We start from the raw sequence: 25,541 nt of genomic DNA, 5'->3' as shown, positions 1-25,541 counted from the left end.
GTGAATAAAACTCTATTGTTAAACTCTGTTGCTAGATATGAGTTACTAAATATGTGTTGATAAGCCAGTGTTGTTGACAGGAGTTATTAAACCGCAAAAAATAGGCATTACTCTGCTCGAATAAAGGCAAAGCAATGAGCAAATGTGGCAACAATATGGCAATTTCAAAAATTAAGCGCGTTAACGAGTAAAGTTAGATATAGTCAACGTAAGAACGAGTATGAGTGTTAATTTCAGTTTCAAGTTATCCATAAATCAAGACAATCAAAAGTGGACATAAATGAGTAAAAGAATTGCTATCGTAGAAGATGAAGCGGCTATTAGAGAAAACTATGCCGATGTATTACGTAGTCAGGGCTACCAAGTACAAACCTATGCCAATAGATCTACCGCTACCCAAGCCTTTAATCTTCGTTTACCCAACCTAGTAATTTTAGACATAGGTTTAAATGAGGAATATGACGGTGGGTTTGTTTTGTGTCAGCAGCTTAGAGCTAAATCCGCTACTTTACCGATTATATTTCTAACCGCACGTGACAATGATTTTGATACCGTATCAGGTTTGAGAATTGGTGCCGATGATTACTTAACCAAAGATATTAGCCTACCCCATTTAACCGCCCGCATATCCGCATTATTTCGCCGCCAAGAAGCACTAAAACAACCGGCTAACAATGAACATATCACTCGCTCAGGCGCCTTAACGGTTGATAGCCAACGTATGAGTATTACTTGGCAAAACAAGTCTATTGATTTAACTATTACCGAATTTTGGTTAGTTCATGCATTAGCCAAACATCCAGGTCATGTTAAAAACCGCACACAACTGATGAGTGATTCAAAAATATTTGTTGATGACAGTACAATCACTTCACATATCAAACGGATACGTAAAAAATTTATACATCACGACAGCCACTTTGACTGCATAGAAACCGTTTATGGCATGGGCTATCGCTGGTTAAGTGATAAGAGCACTACCGATGTTGAAGCCTAATATGGTTAACGGTAAACGCTTCAAACTACGTTTTGGTCTTAGATCAAAGCTATTATTACTCTCGAGTTTTCTGTTTATTATTCCTTGGTTTGGCTATCAATATGTTTGGGAAATGGAAAAGTATTTGCGCTTTGGACAAGAGCAAACATTAGTAGGCACTGCACGCGCGTTAGCTACTGCGTTGCATGAGCGTGAGAACCTATTTAATAATCAAGCGAGCTTTTTACCTAATGTTGAGCAAGGCAAAGATCTTTATGGTTATAAATTAACGCAAGCCGTTCAATTAGACGGTCTACATAACGATTGGCCTGACTTTAACCAACGCGCACACTTTTATCACCATCAACAACAGCTATTTGCCAAAGAGCCATTAAGTCTTAACTTTAAAGCAAGTGTAGGTAAATACGATAATTATTTATATTTGTTTTTTCAGATCGTTGATAACCAAATGATCTTTCGGGGTAAAAATAACCGTAGCATCACCAACAATGATCATTTAGCCCTATCATTTAGCGATAATAACAACACTTTAAATCGTTTTATTATTAGTAATAAACAAGCAGGTTGGATATCAGCCTTTAGCGTCACTGATGATGACACTAATCTTCCAGCGCCTGCACCACATATTCAAGGGCACTGGTTATTAACACCACAAGGATATAACGTCGAATTAAGAGTACCGTTAGATAATTTAGGCGATAACATTGCTTTTGCTTTTTTTGACGTAGATAAAAACGATAGCGAAGCAGTTTCAGCAATTGGCTCAGCAGATCCCAGTAAAGCCGAAAGTTTGGGGACGATTGTTGTACCCTCGCCCGAGATTGAACGTATTGTTAAAGGGATGCGTTATACTAACTCTAGTATTTGGGTGGTTGATCAACATCACCGAGTATTAGCGAGTGCGGGTTCACTAAAATCAGCCAGTGGTGTATGGCATGCGAAGGAAAAACAGCCCAAAGAAGATGAAAAGAAAAGTCTTTGGTATCAGTTTAAGCAACAACTATTATTACCTCTGTATTATAAAGTTTTAACTAAACCGTCAACAGACTTTATCGACCAACTCTATGATGCACAACATTTACAAGGCTCACATATTGTTAGTGCATTAAGTGGAGAAGCAACCTCTCAATGGCGTTTAACAACTGACAAAAAAGCCTTGGTACTTTCTGCTGCCTATCCCATCTTTATTAACAATCAGGTACAAGGTGCTGTCATTGTTGAAGAAACTACTAACGGTATTCGTACCCTAAGAAACCGCGCTTTAGAAAAGTTATTTACTGTCATTTTAGCCATTATGAGTTTAGGCGCTTTGGCCTTTATTTTGTTTGCCTCACGCATTTCATCACGTATTCGACATTTATCTAACCAAGCCGAATTAGCCATTGATAAGCAAGGACGAATTATTGGCCAAATGCAGGCTTCCAACAGTAATGATGAAATAGGTGATTTATCTCGCAGTTTTACCACGGCAGTTAACCGCTTAAGTGAGTACAATCACTATTTAGAAAACATGTCATCTCGCTTATCTCATGAATTAAGAACTCCCATTGCCGTGGTTAAAACCTCATTAGACAATTTAAGTTTACAAGAAGGACAGGCCGTTCAAACAGACAAAAATAACAGTCCTTATATTGAAAGAGCACAAACCGGCATTAATACATTAAATTTGATCCTCACCAATATGAGTGAGGCTACACGCCTTGAACAAATGTTAACAACAACTGAAAAAATTGATTTTGATTTAATACAGGTGCTTACTGGCTGTATTTCAGGTTATCAACAAGTATATCCAACCATAAAGTTTAGCTTTAACAATAAAATAAAAGATTTTAAAAGCAAAAAATTACTTTTACATGGTTCACCTGAACACATAGTACAGCTGTTAGACAAGGTGATCAGTAATGGGGTTGAATTTAGTCAAGACAAACTCATCACTATTGAGTTACAAAAGAACAATAATAATGCTGAACTATTCATTAGTAATAATGGCATTTTATTACCAGAGAAACTAAGCGAAAGTTTATTCGACTCTATGGTGTCATTAAGAAATATAAACCAAAAAGATGATAACAAGCAAGATGTGCCACACCTTGGCTTAGGTTTATATATTTCTCGATTAATTTGCCAGTTTCATCACGGGAAAATCAGCGCTTATAATCATCAAGCACCTGATGGGGTTACGGTTCATGTTAGCTTGCCTACCAAGGTCTAATAACACCTTTTTTTGACCCGCGCCTATAATGTTAAACTCATATGTACTTAAGGTGTTGTAATTATTTTAATAAATAAAATATCTAGTAAGCACCTTAAAGGTGACATCTTTGGTGGCTTAACCGCTGCAGTTATCGCGCTACCATTAGCATTAGCATTTGGCGTGTCATCGGGAGCAGGTGCTATTGCCGGTGTATACGGCGCCATTTTTGTAGGCTTTTTTGCGGCATTATTTGGTGGAACCGCCACACAAGTATCAGGGCCAACAGGGCCGATGAGTGTGGTAATGGCATTAGTATTAACACAATTAATTGCGAGTCATCCTGACACTGGGTTAGTACTCGCTTTTACCTGCGTAATTTTAGCTGGCTTATTTCAAATATTATTTGGTTTACTCAAACTAGGTAAATATTTTGTGATGGTTCCTTACCCTGTTATTTCTGGCTTTATGACAGGCATTGGCATTATTATTATTTTGCTGCAAATATCACCACTCTTAGGTAACGCAGGCTATAGCAACGCGTTAGCTGCGCTAACAAATATTCCCAACGCATTTAATCAGCAAAATATTTATGCTACTTCACTTGGTGTGATCACACTTTTAATCGTGATATATTGGCCTGAAAAATGGTCTAAAGTAGTTCCAGCACCACTATTTGCATTACTTTCACTATCACTCATTAGCTCAACCTTTTTAACCCAACAAGGCATTTCTGTTATCGGTGAAATTCCGACCGGCTTTCCTAATTTAATAATGCCTAACCTATCTTTAGAGTCACTTTATAATGTTAGTTATTTCGCCTTTTTATTAGCAGTATTAGGCGCTATTGACTCATTACTAACCTCAATGGTTGCTGATACCATGACAGAGACTCATCACAACAGTGACAAAGAGCTTATCGGCCAAGGAATTGCGAATACAATTGCTGGTTTTTTTGGTGCATTACCGGGCGCAGGGGCGACTATGCGCACTGCAATTAATATTCGAGCTGGCGGTAAAACCCCCCTGTCTGGCATCATACACTCTCTGACCTTATTAATTGTAATTCTCTGGGCAGGCGATTACGCTCAGTATATTCCTCATACTGTTCTCGCAGGTATGTTAATTAAAGTTGGTATTGATATTATTGATTGGCGCTTTATTTTTCAGATAAAAAAAGTAGGATTATTTTCGGCTTCTTTAATGTTATTAGTTTTACTACTAACCGTTTTTGTTGATTTAATTACTGCGGTATTAGTTGGGATGTTTGTCGCTAATTTAGTTACCTTAGATCGCTTAACTAATATCCAACTTGACAGCATTACCTTTACACAAGGGAGTGAATTAATAAGTGAAATATCATCAAGTAACATGAATACAGATTTCACTGATGATATTCAAAAAAGCTTGAGTAAAGCCTTAGATAATACTTTGCTATTAGCAATTGACGGCCCTGTTAGCTTTGCTGTTTCTAGGGAGTTATCTCGACGCTTTACTGACAACTTAGCGTTTACCACCTTAGTAATAGATTTATCGCAAGCTAAGTTAATAGGTACAACAACCGGTCTGATGATTATAGATCTTATTGAGCGTACTAAAGCAAACAATAAAACAGTATTGGTTATCACTGGCAACGAGAAGATTAATCAATCATTACACAAATTATCATTAGAAACGTTATTAGATAAAAAATATCAATTCAACAATAGAGAACAAGCACTTAAAACTATCATTTAAAAATTCAAAAATGAAACTATTTGTCATAAGGCATAAATTTACTTCATGACCCGATAAATTAGTAGACGTATCACTAATTACCTATAGGACTATTGATTTAAACACTTTTTTTCATTAATAATAAAATTTTCCTAGACATAAGCCTAGTTTTTAATACAATCACGCATCTTATCAATTTTGATAGATTTCGATTTAATATAATTACCGTCTTGGAGAAGTAAAAATGAATGTTGACCAACATATCAAAGTAGCACAATGGCACTTAGAACAAGCTCGTTTACACAATGTAAGTGCGCACACTTGTGGTTGTCCTGCTAACAAGCATGACCAACGTGCAATCGATGCTGTTGAAGCGGGTATAATCGAAGAAGAAAAAGCTTGTTCTTTAGATGCTAAAGAAGCGCGTGCTTAAGCTTTATTAAAGTATTAAATTTTAATACAGAATAAATTTAAAAAGAGTGATAACAATAGTATTGTCATCACTCTTTTTATTTATACTCGTTCACTGAAACAGGTATCAGCACCCTTTAATCAATACCTCTACTCGCAATAATTTCTCTGTTACTGCCTAATTCGAAAAGTATATCAACTGTTGTAGGTAATACGTTTAAGCCATGAATTGTTAATCTTTGAAAAAACAGGATAAATTCATTCACTTCTGAGGTAGTCATCACTCCATTAGCGCTACCATTATTGATATTAGCTTTTGCTAACTTTTGTTCTTGCTCTAAACGCCATTGAAAAACAACATCAAAGCTTGGCGCCTTTAACATTAGCCAAATATCCATAAAAGAATATAGCGGTTGATAATCATGTTCTAATGAGTAATTTACTTGCCTTCGCCAAATCCCCTGCTGATCAAATTGTGCTTCTAGTGCATTTATCGGTAAGTTTAAGTCATTTGAATTTTCTGCGGGTATACCCCAACACCAGCCCTCAAACAAGACAATATCAACACCTGATGTCACCGTTAACCCATTTTTCATCGGCAAAGGGTTATCTTGGGCTTTATCAAATTGTGGTAAACAAATGGCTTTATTTGTATTTTTAGAATTTTTTAACTGTGCTAACACTGACTTTAATGAATTCACATCATGAGTACCAGGTACACCACGAATTTTAAATAATGGATGATATTGTTGTGCTAATTGTTGACGCTGAAGTTTACCAAAGTAAAAGTCATCAAGTGATAACACGACTACAGATAAATTAAATGTCTTGTTAAGGTAATCTGCTAAGAACTCGGCCAACGTTGATTTACCTGAGCCCTGACAACCATTTATACCAACAAAAAAAGTACTTTTATGTTGGCGGTTAAGCTGCAGATAGTCTTTAGCTAGCTTGTTAGCTAAAGGAATATAATAATCATTAGCTGTATCGCAAAAACTTTTTGTTAGTGAGTGTTTTTGTATAAAGTTTAATAACATAAATTACCTGGTGTTTAGTTATTACCAATATATGTTGCAAAAGCTTCATCAGTAATTGGTTTGCTAAATAGATAACCATGAACAAATTGAAAGTTCTGTTTAGCTAATATGTCACACTGCGTTTTATTTTTCGGTTAAGTAAATCACTGTACAATCGTATATTATCGTTTAACAAACTTTTTATCACCAACGATAAAAGGTTTGAATAAATTTTAATGTTGATGAGTTATTACGAACAAAAGGGAATTTAAGCATAGCAACATAAAACAGTTACCTTGAATAACTCGCTAATGTGTTATTCAAGGTAATAAAGAAAGATTACTTTGCCAACACTAGCCCTTCTCTTCTAGGATCTGCGCCACCAACCAAACCTGAGTTGGTCAGTTCAATGGCATGTAAACCACTATTCAAGTCCCTAATATGCACAGTATGACCTTTGGCTTCCAATATTGGCTGTAGCGTTTGAGCTGTTGTTCCACGTTCTAATGTTGTTACATAATTTCGATTGGTTATCTTCGGTAAATTAATCGCTTCTTGAGGATTTAATTGCCAATCAAGCACCCCAATAATGGTTTGCGAGACATAATTAATAATACGGCTACCACCAGGAGAGCCTACCAACAACTTCAACGATTTGTCTTTATTAAAAATCATCATAGGCGCCATTGAACTTCTTGGACGTTTATTGGCTTGTACTCTGTTGGCAAGCAATTGCTCATTTTTCTTAGGAATAAAAGAAAAGTCAGTCAGTTGATTATTTAAAATAAAACCTTCAACCATCAACGCAGAGCCAAATGCATTTTCGATACTACTCGTCATAGAAATCGCATTACCCTGGGCATCAATAATGGATAAGTGACTCGTAGAAGGTCGCTCAATTGAGTTACCGTCGGTTAATGCTGCTGCACCCTCTGGTATACCGGCATAAGCCTTGAACATATCTTTTTGAGGGTTAATTAATGCTGACCGCTTAGCTAAGTACTCAGGTGACAGTAATCCCGCAACGGGTACAGAAACATAATCGTCATCAGCAATATAGCGATCTCTATCTGCAAAAGCTAACCGAGAACTTTGCGTATACAAATGTATCGCTTGTGCCGAATTAACAGGGTAATTAGCTAAATGAAAACGTTGTAATTGGGCCAGAATTTGAATAACCGCAACGCCGCCTGAACTAGGAGGTGCCATGCCACAAAGAGTATACTCTCGGTAGGGACCACACACAGGCGCTCTTTCTTTAGTCTGATATGCAGCCATATCTTTCATTGTTAATAATCCAGGCGCTATTGCTGAATTTTGAACGGTATCAACTATTTTTTTTGCTATCCAACCTTGATAAAAAACATCAACACCTTCTTTTGCTAGGCTTCGATAAACCTTAGCAAGTTTTTTATTTACTAGAATATCGCCCTTTTTTAATGACTTTCCATTTGGAAAAAAATATTGGTTAATTTCAGTCAGCTTATAAATGCCTGGATTAAAATTAATAGACAGTAGTTTCTCTAAGCGCGGTGAAACCACAAAACCATTTTCTGCCAAAGCAATTGCTGGCTCAAATAAAGCAGCCCATGGCAATTTTCCATATTTACTATGTGCCTTTTTAAATGTAGCCATTACTCCTGGTACGCCAACTGAACGACCACCAACTACTGCGTCAATCCATTTCAAGGGCTTACTCTGTTTGTCTAAAAATAGAGAACTCGTTGCTGCTGAGGGCGCTGTTTCTCTACCATCAAAAGTGGTCATTTCTTTTCGTTTATTATCCCAATACAGCATAAACGTACCACCACCAATACCAGATGATTGTGGCTCCACTAATGTTAAAACTAATTGCACTGCAATAGCTGCATCAACAGCACTACCACCTTGCTCTAAAATAGTATATCCAGCGTGGCTAGCATAGGGATTAGCAGCAGCTACCATAAACTCTTTGCCATACACAGCTTTTTTAGCCTGATAACCAGTTGCGGCTTCAGGTTCACGAATTTCTCGTTTTATATCAGTCGTTTTCAATAGAGAACTTGGCGGTAAAACTGTTGCTGATAAAGAGCTAACAAGTAATAAAAAACTCGCCGTAGTCAAACGGGTAAAACGGGTAAAACTGTGAAACATATACTTTTTTGGCATTGAAATGGGTGTCCATTAAAGAAATTTAAAATATTATGTTGACGGTCTAAACGATAACTGAAACTGATTAAATTGTGCAAACTTATTCAATAAGTCTTGATAAAGACCACAATCAACACTTTGTTTCATATTATTTAATACTTTATCACCTAATTGATTATCATCTAGCTCATTCTCACCTAACTCGTTATCAAGTAATGCGAGAGCAAAACAACATGCTTCAAGGCTTGATAATGCATTTTTTTTAGCCACTTTACGAATTAAGTATTGGCCATTATTGGCAAGCGTATCAGGTAAACGAACTTGTTTTAATGCCTGTAGGTTAGAAGATAACATAAACATACGAAAGGCTTTTTTCCATGTGCCATCGAGGATTATCAGTAATTTTGGCTGTTTACTCTTTTCATCATGGTTGATATTAGTACTATTAAACTCATATTTAGTCAATGATAGTACTTCTGACTCGGCGCTTGGGTAAAGTAACAATGCTTGATGATTCGCAAGCATAATATTCAGTTCATCATGTTCTGAGAAGTCTTCACCAACTAATACTTGGCAATGATTTAGTGAACGACTTAATAAGGCAACAGTACCCTTGGTTTGCTTAACTTCACTAGGATGTTGTAACACTAAAACAGCTGTTGGATTATCAATTTTACAAATGAAGTTACAAATACAAGCAATGATTGGACGTTGACATTTCTCACATAAAATTCTAGACATAAAAAGAAAAGCGCCAATGAGTTTAAACTTTATAAAGCACCATTGTATACTCATGTATACTCAAGCCCTAATAACTTCAGCTTTTAAAACTCTAAACTAAATGAAATTAAACACCTTAGCTATTTCTAGACAACATTTTCAAGTTGTATTAATCATCGCATTACTGTCGGTTATCGCTTTTATTGGTGAATATTTTATAGGTAACTCATTTACTCAAACCTTGGTTTATCAAAGGGAATTAATCACTCAAGGTGAAGTTTGGCGACTTTTTTCTGGCCATATATTACATACCAATGGTTATCATTTGTTACTAAACCTAGCAGCCTTATTTATGCTGTGGGCTTTACATGGACGTTTTTATAGCATAAAAAATTATACCCTTTTATTTTTATTGTGCTCATTAACCACTAGTGTTGGTATCTATTACTTTGAGCCTACATTGATACAATATGTAGGTTTATCTGGCGTGTTGCATGGTGTTTTTGTTTTTGGCGCGCTAATGGATATTAACGCTAAAGACAAAACCGGCTACTTATTATTTTTAGGGGTTTGCCTTAAAATTGCTCATGAGCAATTCTATGGTGCAAGTTCTGATGTGAGCAATTTAATAGAGGCAAGTGTCGCTGTAAATGCTCATTTATGGGGTGCGCTGGGCGGTTTACTATTTTCTGTTATTTACCTTTACATGCTTCATGCACGGTTACCCCTTAAAAATAAATATTAAGTCGCAACCATTCAAGACCGATTCAGTGAACATTGGCATTAAGGTTAAGAAGCCAACAGCTACCGTCATTTTGCGGCCAATGATGATAAACTAAGAGAAAATTTTATTTTACCAAAATCTATGAACACTAATTCTATAAACACTACTCAAGCCTGTTTCTGTGGCGCCAACTGTGATTTTTCATCCTGTTGTCAGCCTTATATTAATAAAGAAATGCTCGTGCAAACAGCAGAGCAATTAATGCGATCTCGCTTTAGTGCATACGCCCTTGGCAATGCACAGTATATTTATGATACCTACGCAAAAAGCAGCCAAGCAGCACAATCAGTTGAAAACATTGATGATTGGAGTAAGGCTTGTGTATGGATAGCGCTTAAAGTATACCCTGTCGTAAATAACGTAAATAACACAACAGAGCAATTCGTTGAGTTTTCGGCTTTTTATATAATAAATAACACCTTATGTGAACTTCGAGAAAAATCACGTTTTATCTTAGAAGAAAGCATGTCACCAACTATAACCGAAAACACAGAAGTCAAAGAACAATTGTCTCTTAATGCTCCCTTAAAGCAATGGCGTTATATTGACGGTGATATTATTTCACATAGTGAGTTGGCAAACATAAAGCGCAATGATCTTTGCCCTTGTAATCATTACCCAACAGCATGGCAATCAAAAAAAGGGAAAAAATTTAAACATTGCTGTGGGAAATAACGTGCAGAATATACAGAACTAACAGAACTAAGCAGTAATAGCGTTGACTAGAGTCGATTTTACTAATGCTGTTTGTACCGTTTTAAGCCAACCTTCTACATTCATCTTTACACGTTTATTGAGTACTTTTGATGACTGCTGATGGGTATGTTTTTCTTGGCAAGTTAGGCTAGTATTACCTAAAACATTACTGGCTATGTGGTGGTTATCATCACGAAAAGTTAACGGCTTTGGTGACAAGGCATTACTTAATTTAATTGACACAAAATCATTATCAGCAATTAATTGACTTTGATTATACTGACTAATTTGTTCAATATTTTTCAATGCTAACGGCGCTTGTTCAGGTAAATCAAAATGCTTTCTTAATGATTGGGTAGTCTGTTTAGATTCATCACTAACATCTGATTGCGGTAATATAAATTGACTGTGTTCCCTAACATCATCACAAAGCATCGCTAACATCAAAGAAAAATCTGCACGTCTTGCTTGATGAACGCTTTCATTTAGCTGTTCACCTAATTGCAGTTCATGCAATAATATTTCTGAATTGGGCGCTATATTATTGTCAGGTATGTTGTTAGCAGCATTAACAGCCAATGAATCACTCTCTTTTTCGTAAAATTATGCTAGTAAAGAGATTATCGACTGACATTATTAAAACTTAACAATTAATTGCTAATATACAGAAAATTAATTAAATGTTTGATTGAACCATTCATCAATAGATTCAAATAATTCAACCGTTGCTTTACGGCTAGGATCAAGCAATTCATCACTGCTTTGCTCAATACTATCTAATACGTCTGAACTTGTTTCTTTTACACTCTGCCAAGCTTCATTGGCAAAATCGGCTGAGTCTTGTTTACCCTGCTCCAGACAAGCGTTCATATCAAACTGTTTGTCGGTATCAAATAAAATATTGGCTTCTTCATTGAGCACTTGTTTATCTTCACAATACTGGCTTATTTCTAAATAAGTTAATGTCCCTATTACCGCTACGGTACCTATTGTTGCCGCCGAAACAGCAGTTACTGCCACTTTTTTACCTGAACGTTTAATAAAACGCTTCGACACATTCGCACTTTTAACTTTGTTTCTGTGCTGCATTTTTTGCACTATTTTTTTAGAGTGCGTTAAATTTTTTAAGCTTTCAATAGGTAAAACGGCATAGCCAAAAAAGGTTAATAAGCTACTAAAAAAAAATTTAATGACAATAACACCTGTAAATATAGTTGCCATTAATGTTGAAATAACCGCTTTCATTATCATTCCTTAAAGCTAGTTTTTAGTGAACTAGCATCTTTAAATTGTTTTTTATCCCACCATGAAATAACTCGCAATAAAGTAAGCTATAAGCGCTAGACTACCACCAAAAACAGAGTAAGGTAATTGTGTTTTAACATGCTCAAGCAGATCACACCCCGACGCAATTGCAGATACACAGGTAGTATCAGATATTGGTGAGCAATGATCACCAAAAACCCCACCACCTAAAATTGCGGCAATAACCAACGATGGTGGTAATCCTAATGATTGAATTAGCGGGACGCCAATCGGAATTAATATAGCAAAGGTGCCCCATGAGGTTCCTGTACTAAATGATATAATACCGCCAACAATAAATAACATCGGTACCACAAAAATAAGCGGTAAATTTTCACCGACAAACCCCGCGATAAAAAGGCCTGTACCTAATTCTTTTAAACTTGAACCCAACGCAAGAGAAAACAAGACGATAGTCACTAAAGGTAATAACTCAGACAGCCCTTCAAAGCCTACTTCTACCAACTCTTTATGAGAGTAGCGTTTTGCCAAAAGAAGTAAAAAATAAGCAACAGCTAAAGCTAAACATGTGGCATAAAGTACTGATTTACTACCGCTACCTTGAGTAATATCACCATTACCTGTCCAGTACATAAAAAAGAACATCCCGCCAATCATACTTAATAATGGTACTAACATAAAACGCGCTTTAGTGGGTTTAACTAATTCTTCTTTTAAATACTCTTCATCCTTCACTTCTTGCTTATGCAATGCTAATTCTGATTGCTTCATTGGACCATGAATTTTATCTGTTATGACCGTATAAGCCACCATCAATAGCGCTATAATCGCATAAAAATTATAAGGAATAGTGCCCCATAATACTGACATAGATGATTGCTCTAACTCATAAGTGTTAAGCAAGCCCAACACATAAGCTCCCCAACCATTAAGCAGCACCAAAATACACACAGGGGCAGAGGTGCTATCAATGATAAAAGCAAGGCGAGCGCGACTCATTTCAAATTTATCAAATAAATCACGAGATAGAATACCTGCGGTGAGCACACTTAAATTTGATTCAATAAAAATGACCACACCAGTAAACATGGTAACAGCACCAACTTGTCGTTTGCTTTTTGCTATCCCTTTACTTACCAATATATTCACTAAAGCAGTTACCCCTCCTGAATTTCTAACGTAAGCGAGTAATGCACCAATAAGTAAACTAAAAATCAATAATCGAGTGTTGCCCGGTGAACTAAATACCATAATGATACGTTCAACAACCCCAATAAAAGCGTAAAAAATCACATTGGAATGTTCTCGGTAAGCTAATAGTAATTCGGAACTAAATACCGCAATTAACAAAGCAAGAATAACTTCTTTTCGCCATATAACCACTACGATTGCCACAAGTGGTGGGAGTACCGACAACCATTCCATAAACTAAACCTTTAAATAAAAACTAACACAGTGTGACAAATACAAAGAGAATATCCAAGCTTAATAGCGTCAGAAGTTATTTATACCCATTGTAATAATAGTTATATTAACGCGCCATCAACATAGGTATAAATATTACCTTTACGGTAATCATATTTTATATTTTTCTAGACTGAGCATAATTATTATTTACAATGGTTGAACAACTTTTGTTAGAGATACATAATGTCAAAAACTACCATTACCTTTGAACTAGAAAAACAAAACAAGAATAGTGTTAGGTATAAAGAAGTGCCCAAAGATGGTATGCCCCCCATTTTAGGCTCTATCTATGTACAAAAATGGTTTGCAGGTAACAGTAAAACGATTGAAGTAACAATTGAGAAAAAAGAGTAACGTCCTAGGTAAAAAAGGCACTTTAAACGGTGAAAGTCGCGTATAATGTCATTAATATGAATGAACCTTCTTAAATATCACTTTTTATGTCAATATCTTTAAAATACCTGTCAGCATATTCGCCAACCGTGCAAAACCAAGTACAGCAGATGCTTGATAAAAAAACCTTGGAAAAATATTTACTTAATAAATACCCAAGCGTTCATGAGGTAACTAACGATAAAAGCTTACGTTGTTATGTTATGGACATTAAAAATCAATATTTAAAAAAATCATCACCACTAAGCCAAATAAAATTTGATGATAAAATTCATGTAATCAACAATGCTTTAGGTTTGCATACTTATGTCTCTCGCGTGCAAGGCAATAAATTAAAAAGTAAAAATGAAATTCGCATTGGCAGTTTATTTAAAAAAACACCTGAACCCTTTTTATCCATGATTACAGTGCATGAGTTAGCGCACTTAAAGGAAAAAGACCATAACAAAGCTTTTTACAAACTATGTCAATATATGATGAGTGACTACCACCAAGTCGAGCTAGACTTACGAATTTACCTTACCCAAATAGAGCAACTAGGTGATATTTACTAACGTGATAACACTAGGTTAGGTCTTATATTGAGTATATAACTGACACTTTTAGTAAAAATTAACCTGTCGACTTTAAGTGGATAGTATTTATAAATAACCTTGGGTCATCAATTTTATCCAACATTGCAATATCCGGCAAACAATCGTCATCAACATAGTCAACAAAATCGGCCGCTGAATCAAAAACTAAAATATCCAACGCTAACCGATCCAATCCATATAAACCACGGTGGATCATATCAGCTGAAAAAACTAACAAGTCGCCCGCGGCTAACTCAATTGTTTTACCGGTAGAGAGACTTTCATTACTCACTCTGCCCTTCTCTTCTTGTCGCACATCGTATTCTTCATCATTATCCCACCGTTTATGCGTTCCGGGAACTAGCTCCATGCCGAGTTCATCAAATAAAGGCACTCGAAGGTGCAATACTTGAGTGTCATGAATGACTTTTTTTTGCACTTCAACATCATGATCATATTGACAGTCTCGGTGCCAGAAATCTTTTTGCTCTGGATTAACGGGGTTAAAAAATAATTGGGTATTCATAAAAGCTGGATTAGCCGATATAACCGAATCGACTATATTCATTATTTTTTTTGAACTGATAAAATTAAAAAGCTCCACCCGATCGTCAAACGCTAAGTACCGGCTGCCGGTAATTAAAGACGAATTAAAAGCTTCTTCCTGATAGAATTTTGCGTTGTCTCGTTTCCATAACTCATGAAATTTCAATACTACTTTTCTAAGAGATGATACTTCAGTTGCATTAAAATAATTTCTAATAACAAAGTAACCTTGATCATCATAATTGATATTCAATTCATTTCTATTAACTACCATTAACTACCTTTCCCGCCCTTTTATTATAATTGACTGAACCGTGGCTTTTTCTGTCAGAAGTAAACAGATTGCTTTGGAACACTTCGCCCAATCATATAAATATGATCTGCTAGCATTTCAAACTAAGAAAGTGATTTTTTATACGCTAAATGTCCTTCCTCTCAAACTAGTCTCTATCTTTATAACTAAGGCAATGCCTACTTAATCACTTGGCTGCCCGTTTTAAGGGCAAAACAAGAGGCATTATTATAACCTTAAAACTTTATAAATTATTACTCCCTAAACACTAAAAAACACAAAAATGTAATGATTAAATCAACTCACTCCATCATGTCAAATTTTCATCAATTAAATTTTTAGAATGTGCCTTTATAATATTTACTAAGGCTTGAGCTGTAGAGGATAATGGAATTCGCCTCTTTTTGACAATGCCAACGCGACGGCTTACCAATGGCGATTTGAGTGGACGACACATTACGCCTTGTGATTGTAATTGCGGCTTACATAACGATGGCATAATACTTATACCGAGCTGCTCGGAAATCATTTTTCCGATCGTCGCTAATTGATTCGCTTCAAACTCTACGTTTAACTGTATATTGTTAGCTGTTATGGTTTTGTCAATTAGCTCACGAATGCTCGATGGCTTTTGTAATGCAATGAATGGGTATTGAGCTATAGCCTGCCAAGAAATATATTTACAGGTTAATAATGGATGATATTCAGGAAGCGCAACGATAAAGTTATCGCTAAATAAAGGATAAAAAGTTAGATCATCACAATCACCCGGATCAAAAGTTACCGCAAGTTCAACTCGTCCAGCCCGAACCATAGCAATAGTGTCTTCAGCTATTACATCATGCACTTTGATATTAATGTTAGGATGTTTATCTCGAAATAGCCTTATATAACTTGGTAACAAACTATTACCAAATGACGGCATAGCGGCAAGTTCTAACTTCCCTCGTTTTAAAGAAAATAAATCATTCAAGTCATTAAATGCATTATCCCAGTCATTAAGTAACAATTTTGCCGTAGGGTAAAACTCTCTCCCTTCCGGTGTTAGCACAGAGGTTTTAGTAGAACGAATCAATAATTTACCACCAATCCCTTGTTCTAAGTTCTTTATCGCGATACTTAAAGCAGGTTGCGATAGGTGCAATAACACGCAAGCTTCAGCAAAGTTACCTGAATCAACTACAGTAACAAAAGCTCGTAATTGCTTTATCGTGGCGTTATTCATAAATAACCCTCTTTAAATATTTAAATTATTTATTAATGATTATAAAAAATTAACTTGATAAATATTTCAACATACTTGATTATTGCAGTCAATATTTTTGCAGAATAAACCTCACAAGGATTAAAAACATGTCTGGATTTGATAAAGTAGTGACAAGCTACGAAGAAGCAATGGCGGGTCTTGAAGATAACATGACTGTTATCGCTGGTGGCTTCGGCTTATGTGGAATTCCTGAAGGGTTAATCGCCCAAATACAAAAAATGGGCACTAAAGGACTAACAGTTGCTTCGAATAACTGTGGTGTTGATGATTTCGGCTTAGGTTTGTTATTGCCAAACCGTCAAATAAAAAAAATAATTGCATCATATGTTGGTGAAAATGCTGAATTTGAACGTCAAATGATGGCTGGTGAATTAGAAGTTCAATTGACCCCACAAGGAACTTTAGCGGAACAGATGCGAGCTGGCGGAGCTGGAATTCCTGCATTTTTCACAGCTACCGGTGTTGGTACACCCGTAGCAGAAGGTAAAGAAGAGCGTAACATCAACGGCAGAGATTATATTTTGGAAGAATCTCTTACAGGTGATTTTGCTATCGTAAAGGCGTGGAAAGCAGATCGATACGGTAATTTAGTGTTTCGCCATACGGCTCGTAACTTCAACCCTATGGCGGCAACTGCCGGTAAGATTACTGTAGTTGAAGTGGAAGAAATTGTTGAACCAGGTGAGTTAGATCCTAATGAAATCCATACCCCCGGTATTTATGTTAACCGTTTAATCAAAGGCAACTTTGAAAAACGTATAGAACAACGCACCGTGCGTTCAGCTTAAGGAGAATAATATGGCTTTAACTAGAGAACAATTAGCGAAAAGAGTAGCGCAAGAATTACAAGATGGTTATTACGTTAACCTTGGTATTGGTATTCCTACCTTGGTGGCAAACTATGTACCAGAAGGCATGGAAGTAATGCTTCAATCTGAAAACGGTCTTTTAGGCATGGGACAATTCCCCACCGAAGATGAGATAGATGCAGATTTAATCAATGCTGGTAAACAAACGGTTACTATGGCTAAAGGGGCATCATTATTTGATAGTGCTACATCTTTCGCGATGATACGTGGAGGGCATGTAGATTTAACCGTGCTTGGTGCCTTTGAAGTTGATGTTAATGGTAATATTGCTTCATATATGATTCCTGGAAAATTGATTAAAGGGATGGGCGGCGCTATGGATTTAGTTGCCGGTGCAGATAACATCATAGTAACGATGACGCATGCTTCTAAACATGGAGTATCAAAATTATTGAGCAACTGCTCCTTGCCATTAACAGGTAGAGGATGTATCAAAAAAGTATTAACTGACCTTGCCTATATAGAAATTAAAGAGGGTAAGTTTCACTTACTTGAAAGAGCACCCGGCGTATCTGTGCAACAAATTATAGAGTTGACCGCTGGCGAACTTGTAGTTCCTGAAAACGTTCCAGAAATGAATATTTAGCAAAGTAAATTACATTTGTTAATTAACGCACTTTGATTGTATAACTATTTTAAAATGGAGAAGTAATTTGGCTAGAAGAGAAATGGTCTTTTTAAGTATGTTCGGAATGACGCTGCTGATTTTGGTCGTTATTTAAAGATATTTGGCCTACGGATTTAGTAGGTTAAATGGCTAGCTATTTCGGCTTATAGTCAGTGATAGCTAACATACAAATTACTATCTGTATTTATGGTGGGCAAGGAATAGCGCCTCTTATTGAACATTACGAAGAGTGCATGTCTACCGTAATTCTAAAAAGATGAAGTAATGTAAGTTATTGGCTACAATGCAGCAGTTATCTGAGCTGAATTATGACAGATAAAAGGCAGTAACTATGCTGGTATTATAATGGATATATACCCAAACCACCTCAAGATGCGAGTTTCAGGATGCCTGAGTAAACCATGATCAAGGCGCATCTTTTTATTAATGGTCATTCCATTAAAAACAGATGTAACGATGGGCATGTTTTGCTCAGGCATCCCCGCAGGGCTGGTTTAGAAACGCTTTATGCTGCGTTATTGATTTTGATAAGGGAGTAACCATTCTCTTCAATCAATGACTTGCCTAAAAACGTTTCTCATTCCAGCTGAATCCTGCATCTTGAAGTGGCTTGGGTATAAATATTATTAGATGAGGTTTAGGCCTTTGTAGGATAAAATACATTACTGACAATTATTCTATATAGAAACAAGTTTGAAATTTTTAAATAAAAATGTTTTGCTGTTTGATCTTGATGGTACTTTAGTTGACAGTGTTCCTGACTTAGCCTTCGCGGTAAATCAGACGTTAGTTGAATTAGGTTTAGTGCCTTTTAGTCAAGATATTATTCGAGGCTGGGTTGGTAACGGAGCACGTATATTAATACAACGAGCCTTATCTGGAAACGCTGAAATTTCAACAGAGCTAGATAACAATCTAACAGAACGAGCCTTAGAGATATTTTATCAGATTTATCAGTCCCATAATTGTATCGAAACCCAATTATATAATGATGTTCTAGACACATTAACAGAGCTTAAAGAAAGAGGCTATCGCCTAGCGATCATCACTAATAAACCCGAACGGTTTATTGCTCCTATCATTAATGGCTTAGGTTTGAATAGCCTATTTGAATTAATCATTGGTGGTGACACTCTAGAAAAACGTAAGCCCGATCCCTTACCTTTGAATTATGCCTGTCAGCAACTGTCTGTGAATATTGATCAGTGTGTGATGATAGGAGATTCTAAAAATGACATTCTGGCTGCAAAGGCTGCAAATATGCAAAGTATTGCACTAACCTATGGCTATAACTATGGTGAAAATATTTCGATATATCACCCGGAATTAACTATAGACTATTTTGCTGATTTACTTGGTACACTAATCTAATAACTTGACTACTAAACTTACACTAAATCAGCAGGATAACTCTTTGTCTTAGCGAATAATTCTGCTTTTGCAATGACTAACTTTAGCAGCAATGATTAATCACCAATCGTCACATTTACTTTAGTGTTATCTTCGATTAAATATTGTTGGTTATGTCTTAGCATTGTAGTGATATCTATAACATAATCAACACCACGTTCAGAATAAGGTAGTAAACCGGTTGCTAAAATTTCAGGGTTTAGTGACTGATCTTGCGATCTTAATTCAAAGCGAATAGTTCTAAAAACACGATAAGCATTATGAGAATTGATGTTATAAAAATAACGAGCTACCGATTCATCTAAACTTTTAAAAGCCGCGACTTCATGTTTAGCCCCAGTATCTCTACCTCCGGGAACCATACCGCAACCTTGTCGGAAACACCATATACCAAAAAAGTTTAACCCTATTCGAGAAAAGCGCGATGTACCCCATGCTGACTCATTTGCCGCTTGCACTAATACCAGTGGCATAGGAACCACATCAACACGAACTAATAGTTCATTAAGTTGTGATAATGGTGAAGCATCTTTATTAACGCGGTATAGCTTAACTAATGCCGTCAATTCTTGAGATTCTTGCTCAGACAAAGGTAACTCTAGTGATACATGCTCTAGCCAAAGGTTTAGTTTCACTCTAGTAGCAAGTAGCACGTTATTTTGTCTAACAACAGCTGGCCGCATAAAATCAAAAAACATTTTCTTTTTGGTTTTTACATCTCTAATCGCAGCGAAATCAGGTAAAATCACGTCATGTAATGGTTTTTCAAACACTTTCTGCGGTTTTTTATCCACAACTTTTGTTGAATCATCGAGTGTTTGCTCATTAACTTTTGGTTTTAAAAAAGTAAAGGGAGCGACTATAAAAACAACCAGTAAAAGTAATAACTCAATTTTTATTAATGTGGCACTTTTCATAAATAATCCATAATTTAGCTACGTTATATAATGCTATGCTGAAAAGGTATCATTCGAACCAGAGTCTACGTCTTTCGATGTTGAATTACCTGTATTATGATCTATGCCAGTATCCTTACTCTTTGCGATACTAATACCAAAAACTTCACGATATATAATACCTTTAACATTGTAAAACAATGGTGCAAGGAACGATATTCCAATCAAAAAAATCACGATACCAAGTGGCGCAACACTTGATTCAAGCAATAAAATAAACGGAAGTATCAAGACAATAAGTGATGAAAGTAAAAGTGAATATAAGGCTAATAGTGGAAAAAATTTAAAACGCAACGCTTTAATTGACAAAACAATAGCCTTCATTGGCATCATCTTTTTTTCGATAACCAAAGGAACAGTCAGTGATAACGTCACCGCTAGAAAAATTCCGGGAGCAATAAACAACTGAAAACCAACACTGATAAGCACAGAGGTTAACAGTGCGCACAATACAACCCAACTCGCTCGAGTAAGAAATGCAAAAGTCATTTTCGCATCAGTCTTCATACCAACAGCATGCTGAACTCCCATCATTTCTACACCAGCCATAAAAGGCCAAATAGCAACTGTGACCACAACATTTAATAACATACCCGCTTGAGGATCAGCTAATACATTTTCAATACCGCCAAGGTAACTGCTCGCGATAAAAGAAACTAATATACCAAGCACTAAAGAAAAAAGTAAACCTAGATTAATTGCCAATCGAGACTTTAGTGTTTGTTGCCAAGATTCAGTTAAAATAGCTTTAACATCAATTTGATAGTCGCCTTTCAATGCACGTTCAATACTGCCACCAACTTGTACAATAGTAATTTTTTCCGGCAAACCAATACCCTTATCTCTTAATAAAAGAATAAATAAAATAATAGAACAATAATTAGCAGCTATTATATCTGAATTTAAATAAGATTTCCTACTACCGGGTGAAGCCTTAAAAAAATCAAGGTAAGTCGCTTAACACTAGCTGTATTGCTAAAAACAATAGAACAGCTCCCATTACTCTATCAAGTATGTAACCTTTTAGTTGTAATAATCTACGCACTCTAGCCTGAGTTAGTAAGTAAGATAATAATACAAACCAAGCAGCGGTCGCCACTGTCATATAAAGGCCATAACTAAGTTTAATGGCGAAAGGTGTTTCAGGCATTATGATCACTGAAAATAAGCTGACAAAGAATAGTGTTGCTTTGACATTAAGACCGTTTATCAAGAAACCAGTAAAAAATGCTTTTTTCGGTGAAGGAATGTCAACTGTTAAGCTACTCGATATTTGAGACTCGTCACTTATAACTTTAGGTTTTTTAGCCCGTAAACTATGCCAAGCAATGTAGCAAAAGTAACTTGCAGCGAGATATTTCAATGCTGTAAAGAGGCGTTCATCACTGGCAATTAACAAACCTATACCAATTAAGGAATAGGTTACATGCAGTAAAATGCCAGTCGCAATACCAAAACTAGTATAAATTGCTGTACGCCTATCATAACGAATGCTTTGCTTTAAAATAATAGCAAAGTCAGGCCCTGGGCTTGCCACTGCTAAAAGATGTACTACTGCAATAAGAAAAAACTGCTCAATATAAGGCATATCATACCCGTAATAATTCAAAATGCTCGATTCAGAGTGCTTGAGAAATTCCAGTTTGAGGCGCGTCAATTAAATCATGGTTATTCCCTATTTCTTTGACGCAACAATAAAATGGGATGGTTCAAGCGCTTCTACGATGGGGCTAAAAACGATTTATACGTCGTTATTGGTTTTGATAATGGCGCTACATGGATGTAGCTTATTAGATAATGCAGGAGCACATTATCCTGAACAACCATTCTTTGCAATCAATGCCTTGTCTAAATCGTTTTTTTCTCCCACTGAAACATGTATTTTGAATTGTCACGGGTATATTTTCTATATTCTATTATGCTTTTCATGAATACGTGTTAATACTTGCTGGAAAAAGTTAGCGCCCTTCTCGTGTGCCAACTTAATGTTATTTTCTGGTATGTTTTCTGGTTCATTATAGACAGATAATACTCTCGACATACTCGTCTCACGGATAAGATGAATAATGGGGTAAGGAGAACGATTAGTAAAATTGCTCGCGTCATCATAATCTTCGCCATCAAAACAATACTCAGGATGCATACTCGCTATTTGAAATATTCCTTCAAAACCAGAATCAACGAGTAAGTCATTGGCGTAATCAACCAAATCTAAATAACGCTCAAACCCACGAAAACCACTACCATAAATAATAAGTGTGGTTTCTAATTCTTCATGGGCTTGTAAATATCGACATTGTTCAATGAACTCATGCAAGGCTGTTTTGACTTGTTCAATTTTTGATAAATGATAATGAATGGTGTTATTTACAAATTCTTTTTTCGCAAAAGGGCAAATATTAAGACCTATAATAATTTCATTTAGCCATTCTTTAGTTGCTACCACTTCATTTTGTTTATCTAAATTTATTGCTGTTGTCATTAAAAATTCAACTCGTTAATTCTTATTAATACCCGTTACCAATTAGGATACATGTTTCAGAGTGCTTGAGCTATTTCAATTCAATTCTCTATGACGAAATAATGGTTATTCCATTATAATACCAAATTAAATAATGAATCAATGATCCATTAATTACTTCAATTGGTATAAGTCTCAACAATGATAAAGTGATATTGATCAAGCGCTTATTCGATGGGTTTAAAATAGCGGGGTCTTTAAAAATTGTGTGCGCAACAGCGACACCTTGCTTATACCCATGTTACTTCAATATGTCGGATTCAGCTGGAGTTAGAAATGCCTTTAGGCACAGGTTCATAGTTCCAGACTGAACCTAAGTACCTACATCCATATACGCAAGGCTTTGATTGAAGATAATGGTTGTTCAGGAGAATATGATCCTGAACGACCCTTAATAAAAAGATGCGCCTTGACCATGAATCGTTCAGCTGCCCTGAAACGTACATCTTGAAGTATCATGGGTATATAACGCTCTATTGTTTATTATTTATTGTTTATTGTTTATTGTTATATATTCAGCAATACCTTAAACAATTAATTTAGTTTGCTCTTTTGTTTGACTATGTTTTTTAATATCTTTAGCCATTTTTTAGATTTTAACTGTGCATCTTTAGAAATATCATTACTCATTAGTCACCCTATAGGTAACGATTAACACCTTATGAAATATATTTTTATATAACCAATTATCAACAATAATTGAGTTATATACCCGTAATCATTCAAAATGCTCGATTCAGAGTGCTTGAGCAAATCTAGTTTGAGGCGCGTCAATTAAATAATGGTCATTCCCTATTTCTTTGACACAACAATGAAATAGGTTTGCTCATGCGCTTCTACGATGGGGCTAAAAACGATTTATACGTCGTTATTGGTTTTGATAATGGCGCTACATGGATGTAGCTTATTAGATAATGCAGGAGCACATTATCCTGAACAACCATTCTCTGCAATCAAAGCCTTGTCTAAATCGTTTTTTTCTCCCACTGAAACATGCATTTTGAATGGTCACGGGTATATAATCACCAAGCTTGCCAATTAATCATCGCATTAATAATGTAACTATCTAATTTGTAGTGCGATTTATTTTTCAACGGAACACCATAACTTACTTTAATCGAAAAATCATTCATGATATCAAACTCTAAACCACCACCGATACTGACAAGAAAATCTTCAGATTTACTACTAGAGCCATTGTCTCCTCTATATGGAAATGCTGCACCATGATCTAAAAATGCAAACACATTGACATCATGTATAAATTTATCTGTGATCCCTAAAGGATGAGTATATTCTGCACTCATTTTATAACCTCGATCCCCCGTTAACAGTCCTTCAGTGTAACCACGTACCGATGCCATGCCTCCAACAGTTATTTGATCAAACGATGGTAAATCATCAGTATCAGACAGCTGCCAACTAGCTCTAACCAATAGTCGATCACCATAATCAAAATAATGTAAACGAACTAATGATCCGGTGTAAAAAATATAATCACGCTGTTCCACTGCTTCTGAATCACCAAGTGTTATTGCGTGTGACGTTAACCAAGTGCCGTATTCATCAAAAAAACGCAAGTGCGTATTAAAGATAACATCGCGAGCAATAGTACTTACTAACTCGACATCATCAAAATAACTTTTAGAACTTTTACGAACAAACCCCACACTTAGATCCCAGTCGTAACTACGCTCTGTGGCAATAGGTTTAACCACTGAAAAACCTACATTGCTCGAATCGCCGGTAACATTAAGCGGCTTTAACTCACCATCAACTATTTCAATATCTCCGCCATCATAAGATAAAACAAAGCGAGTACCTGTATTGTCGATAGGAATTTCGTATGAGCCCCAAACATTGGTTGAGCCATGTGAAGAGCTAGCCCCGACTATTAAGCGATCTCGAAAACCAAATAAGCTAGCAACCTTCATGGTAAAGCCGGCTCTGTTTTCTCCAACCGTTTCTCGTCCTGCATTATCCGCAAACACGTTCAAACTATATTGCTGCGACTCATCAACCACCACAATAACATCTGTTGTACCATATGTTTCACCCGGCTGAAGACTAGCTTTTAGTTTAATATCATTCCAACGGTTAAAACTAACCAAGTTTTCATCTAATTCATTTAAATGAATCAACTCTCCTGTGTCCAAAGATATACTATCTCTGAGGGATGAATCCCGAGTATAAGTATTCCCTTCTAGTTCAATTTTACCGAGTGTAGATTCAATCAGCTGAATTTTTATCACGCCATCAGAGACTTTTTGCTTTGGTAAAATAGCTCTAGCCACTATTTGAGTTTTGGTGGCATAAAGCTGATTAATTTCATTTACGAGTGTGATAATTTGACTGATATCGAGTTTACGATTAACGTATTTATCAGTTAATTGACTTATATTTTCAACAGTTAAAACCTCAGATTCAGAAACTTCAAATCGCTTCACAAATATCGTTCGGCCAGCTGCTGGTTTTGTAGTGGTTGGTTCCTCTGTACGTTCAATAACCGAATTATTTTCCGCCTGTTTTTTAAGTTCTCGTTCTTTTTTAAGCAGCTCATAGTATTTTCGAGTATCTTGTTGATTTTTATGTAAATCACCTTGTGGTTTTACTTCCGTAGCAAAAACCGTACAGGTAAACAGCAAAAATGTGAACCCTGTCAGGGCAAACCGAAATATTGTCATTGAATA

The 25,541-nt window shown here is 36.0% G+C and carries 24 protein-coding genes; 11 read left to right on the top strand and 13 right to left on the bottom strand.

Annotated features, from left to right (window positions below; genetic code table 11):
- Positions 1–280: 280 nt before the first annotated feature.
- The 4 genes from pdsR (at position 281) to DWA31_RS02375 (ending at position 5,337) form a co-directional block, all read left to right on the top strand.
- Positions 281–997, top strand: a complete 717-nt coding sequence (pdsR, locus tag DWA31_RS02390) for a proteobacterial dedicated sortase system response regulator (protein ID WP_114325071.1) — start codon at positions 281–283, stop codon at positions 995–997.
- Positions 984–3,209 carry a proteobacterial dedicated sortase system histidine kinase gene (gene pdsS / locus DWA31_RS02385; protein ID WP_245942447.1) on the top strand — a complete coding sequence of 742 codons (2,226 nt, stop codon included), beginning with the start codon at positions 984–986 and terminating at the stop codon, positions 3,207–3,209. Before pdsR ends, pdsS begins: the two co-directional genes overlap by 14 nt.
- Positions 3,210–3,269: 60 nt before the next feature.
- Positions 3,270–4,925 carry a SulP family inorganic anion transporter gene (locus DWA31_RS02380; protein ID WP_114325070.1) on the top strand — a complete coding sequence of 552 codons (1,656 nt, stop codon included), beginning with the start codon at positions 3,270–3,272 and terminating at the stop codon, positions 4,923–4,925.
- Between the two features lie 223 nt (positions 4,926–5,148).
- Positions 5,149–5,337, top strand: coding sequence for a hypothetical protein (locus DWA31_RS02375; RefSeq protein ID WP_114325069.1), 189 nt, complete (start codon positions 5,149–5,151; stop codon positions 5,335–5,337).
- A 115-nt stretch (positions 5,338–5,452) separates the two neighbouring features.
- On the opposite strand, the gene DWA31_RS02370 is transcribed toward DWA31_RS02375, so the two are convergent.
- From DWA31_RS02370 to DWA31_RS02360, 3 genes are all read right to left on the bottom strand, one after another.
- Positions 5,453–6,352: a kinase gene (locus tag DWA31_RS02370; protein WP_114325068.1), complete on the bottom strand. Its 900-nt coding sequence runs from the start codon at positions 6,350–6,352 to the stop codon at positions 5,453–5,455.
- 318 nt (positions 6,353–6,670) lie between these two features.
- On the bottom strand, positions 6,671–8,479 hold the full coding sequence (gene ggt, locus DWA31_RS02365) for a gamma-glutamyltransferase (protein WP_245942446.1): 1,809 nt from the start codon (positions 8,477–8,479) through the stop codon (positions 6,671–6,673).
- 33 nt (positions 8,480–8,512) lie between these two features.
- Positions 8,513–9,202, bottom strand: coding sequence for a tRNA-uridine aminocarboxypropyltransferase (locus DWA31_RS02360; protein ID WP_114325110.1), 690 nt, complete (start codon positions 9,200–9,202; stop codon positions 8,513–8,515).
- A 100-nt stretch (positions 9,203–9,302) separates the two neighbouring features.
- Here DWA31_RS02360 and rrtA point away from each other — a divergent pair, with 100 nt between their 5' ends.
- Positions 9,303–9,926 carry a rhombosortase gene (gene rrtA, locus DWA31_RS02355; protein WP_114325067.1) on the top strand — a complete coding sequence of 208 codons (624 nt, stop codon included), beginning with the start codon at positions 9,303–9,305 and terminating at the stop codon, positions 9,924–9,926.
- A 120-nt stretch (positions 9,927–10,046) separates the two neighbouring features.
- Positions 10,047–10,640: a YchJ family protein gene (locus DWA31_RS02350; RefSeq protein WP_114325066.1), complete on the top strand. Its 594-nt coding sequence runs from the start codon at positions 10,047–10,049 to the stop codon at positions 10,638–10,640.
- 27 nt (positions 10,641–10,667) lie between these two features.
- Here DWA31_RS02350 and DWA31_RS02345 read toward each other — a convergent pair whose 3' ends face one another.
- From DWA31_RS02345 to DWA31_RS02335, 3 genes are all read right to left on the bottom strand, one after another.
- On the bottom strand, positions 10,668–11,240 hold the full coding sequence (locus tag DWA31_RS02345; RefSeq protein WP_245942445.1) for a VC2046/SO_2500 family protein: 573 nt from the start codon (positions 11,238–11,240) through the stop codon (positions 10,668–10,670).
- A gap of 93 nt (positions 11,241–11,333) precedes the next feature.
- Positions 11,334–11,906 carry a hypothetical protein gene (locus DWA31_RS02340; protein ID WP_114325065.1) on the bottom strand — a complete coding sequence of 191 codons (573 nt, stop codon included), beginning with the start codon at positions 11,904–11,906 and terminating at the stop codon, positions 11,334–11,336.
- Positions 11,907–11,957: 51 nt separating this feature from the next.
- Complete coding sequence (locus DWA31_RS02335) at positions 11,958–13,352, bottom strand: Na+/H+ antiporter NhaC family protein (RefSeq protein WP_114325064.1); 1,395 nt, start codon at positions 13,350–13,352, stop codon at positions 11,958–11,960.
- A gap of 225 nt (positions 13,353–13,577) precedes the next feature.
- Here DWA31_RS02335 and DWA31_RS17090 point away from each other — a divergent pair, with 225 nt between their 5' ends.
- Positions 13,578–13,748 carry a hypothetical protein gene (locus DWA31_RS17090; protein ID WP_168427270.1) on the top strand — a complete coding sequence of 57 codons (171 nt, stop codon included), beginning with the start codon at positions 13,578–13,580 and terminating at the stop codon, positions 13,746–13,748.
- Positions 13,749–13,834: 86 nt separating this feature from the next.
- Positions 13,835–14,341, top strand: coding sequence for a M48 metallopeptidase family protein (locus DWA31_RS02330; RefSeq protein WP_114325063.1), 507 nt, complete (start codon positions 13,835–13,837; stop codon positions 14,339–14,341).
- A 58-nt stretch (positions 14,342–14,399) separates the two neighbouring features.
- On the opposite strand, the gene DWA31_RS02325 is transcribed toward DWA31_RS02330, so the two are convergent.
- Both DWA31_RS02325 and DWA31_RS02320 read right to left on the bottom strand, forming a co-directional pair.
- Complete coding sequence (locus tag DWA31_RS02325; protein ID WP_114325062.1) at positions 14,400–15,182, bottom strand: phytanoyl-CoA dioxygenase family protein; 783 nt, start codon at positions 15,180–15,182, stop codon at positions 14,400–14,402.
- 328 nt (positions 15,183–15,510) lie between these two features.
- Positions 15,511–16,425: a LysR family transcriptional regulator gene (locus DWA31_RS02320; protein WP_114325061.1), complete on the bottom strand. Its 915-nt coding sequence runs from the start codon at positions 16,423–16,425 to the stop codon at positions 15,511–15,513.
- Positions 16,426–16,553: 128 nt separating this feature from the next.
- Between DWA31_RS02320 and DWA31_RS02315 the strand changes: the two genes are divergently transcribed.
- The 3 genes from DWA31_RS02315 (at position 16,554) to DWA31_RS02305 (ending at position 19,335) form a co-directional block, all read left to right on the top strand.
- Positions 16,554–17,255: a CoA transferase subunit A gene (locus DWA31_RS02315; protein ID WP_114325060.1), complete on the top strand. Its 702-nt coding sequence runs from the start codon at positions 16,554–16,556 to the stop codon at positions 17,253–17,255.
- Between the two features lie 10 nt (positions 17,256–17,265).
- Positions 17,266–17,922 carry a 3-oxoacid CoA-transferase subunit B gene (locus DWA31_RS02310; RefSeq protein WP_114325059.1) on the top strand — a complete coding sequence of 219 codons (657 nt, stop codon included), beginning with the start codon at positions 17,266–17,268 and terminating at the stop codon, positions 17,920–17,922.
- A gap of 735 nt (positions 17,923–18,657) precedes the next feature.
- Positions 18,658–19,335, top strand: coding sequence for a phosphoglycolate phosphatase (locus DWA31_RS02305; RefSeq protein WP_114325058.1), 678 nt, complete (start codon positions 18,658–18,660; stop codon positions 19,333–19,335).
- A gap of 95 nt (positions 19,336–19,430) precedes the next feature.
- Here the strand turns inward: DWA31_RS02305 and DWA31_RS02300 are convergent, their stop codons facing one another.
- From DWA31_RS02300 to DWA31_RS02280, 5 genes are all read right to left on the bottom strand, one after another.
- Positions 19,431–20,291: a glucosaminidase domain-containing protein gene (locus DWA31_RS02300; protein WP_114325057.1), complete on the bottom strand. Its 861-nt coding sequence runs from the start codon at positions 20,289–20,291 to the stop codon at positions 19,431–19,433.
- A 33-nt stretch (positions 20,292–20,324) separates the two neighbouring features.
- Positions 20,325–21,158 carry a hypothetical protein gene (locus tag DWA31_RS02295; protein ID WP_114325056.1) on the bottom strand — a complete coding sequence of 278 codons (834 nt, stop codon included), beginning with the start codon at positions 21,156–21,158 and terminating at the stop codon, positions 20,325–20,327.
- Between the two features lie 115 nt (positions 21,159–21,273).
- Positions 21,274–21,918 carry a LysE family translocator gene (locus tag DWA31_RS02290; protein WP_114325055.1) on the bottom strand — a complete coding sequence of 215 codons (645 nt, stop codon included), beginning with the start codon at positions 21,916–21,918 and terminating at the stop codon, positions 21,274–21,276.
- Between the two features lie 318 nt (positions 21,919–22,236).
- Positions 22,237–22,812 carry a DUF1415 domain-containing protein gene (locus DWA31_RS02285; RefSeq protein WP_114325054.1) on the bottom strand — a complete coding sequence of 192 codons (576 nt, stop codon included), beginning with the start codon at positions 22,810–22,812 and terminating at the stop codon, positions 22,237–22,239.
- A 1,061-nt stretch (positions 22,813–23,873) separates the two neighbouring features.
- Entirely contained in the window at positions 23,874–25,535 is a 1,662-nt protein-coding gene (locus DWA31_RS02280) for a ShlB/FhaC/HecB family hemolysin secretion/activation protein (RefSeq protein ID WP_114325053.1), read from the bottom strand.
- Positions 25,536–25,541 lie beyond the last annotated feature (6 nt).

The organism is Candidatus Colwellia aromaticivorans (genome assembly GCF_003333305.1).
Taxonomy (GTDB): domain Bacteria; phylum Pseudomonadota; class Gammaproteobacteria; order Enterobacterales; family Alteromonadaceae; genus Colwellia; species Colwellia aromaticivorans.
This window is presented reverse-complemented; position numbering and strand designations above follow the sequence as displayed.